Genomic DNA, 645 nt, shown 5'->3' with positions numbered 1-645 from the left:
GACGTCGTACCCGCCGTCCCTGAGCGGTGACTTGAAGAACGGCGGCAGCCACAGGCAGTCCACCCCCAGCCACTGCAGGTAGTCCAGCTTGGCCGTGATGCCCTTGAGGTCTCCTACGCCGTCGCCGTTGCTGTCCTGGAAGGAGCGGACGAGGACCTCGTAGAAGACGGCTCGCTTGAACCACTCCGGGTCCCGGTCCTTGGCCGGCGTGTCCTCGAACGTGTCCGGGACGGGCTCGTTGACGATCATTTTGTGGGTGACCCTCCGATCTGCGGGGACGGTCGCAGGACGGTCAGGATGTGCGCGGGCCTGCTGCCCGGCTCAAGACGCACATAGTTGGCCCTGCCCCAGTGATAGGTCTCGCCGGTGAGCTCGTCGCGCACCGGCACCGACTCGTGCCAGTCCAGGCCGAGTTGCGGCATGTCCAACGAGACCGTGGCCTCCTGGGTGTGGTGGGGATCGAGGTTCGCGACCACCAGAACCGTGTTCGAGCCGCTCCGCTTCGAGTACGCGATCACCGCTTCCTGGTCGGCGTGGTGGAAATGGAGATCACGCAACTGCCGCAGCGCCGGATTCGCCCGGCGGATGGTGTTGAGCCGGGTGATCAGCGGGGTGATGGTGGCCCCCGCGCGTTCGGCTGCTTCC

At 66.5% G+C, this 645-nt stretch carries 2 protein-coding genes; both read right to left on the bottom strand.

Annotated features, from left to right (window positions below; translation table 11 throughout):
• Positions 1-249 (bottom strand): alpha-amylase family glycosyl hydrolase (locus GFH49_RS01685; RefSeq protein ID WP_268867462.1); only part of this gene is annotated, 249 nt, incomplete at its 3' end.
• A partial coding sequence (locus tag GFH49_RS01680; RefSeq protein WP_155053931.1) for an alpha-glucosidase C-terminal domain-containing protein occupies positions 246-645 on the bottom strand: 400 nt, incomplete at its 5' end. The genes GFH49_RS01680 and GFH49_RS01685, both read right to left, overlap by 4 nt.

Origin of the sequence: Streptomyces blattellae (assembly GCF_009709555.1) — a bacterium.
Taxonomy (GTDB): Bacteria; Actinomycetota; Actinomycetes; order Streptomycetales; family Streptomycetaceae; genus Streptomyces; species Streptomyces blattellae.
This window is presented reverse-complemented; position numbering and strand designations above follow the sequence as displayed.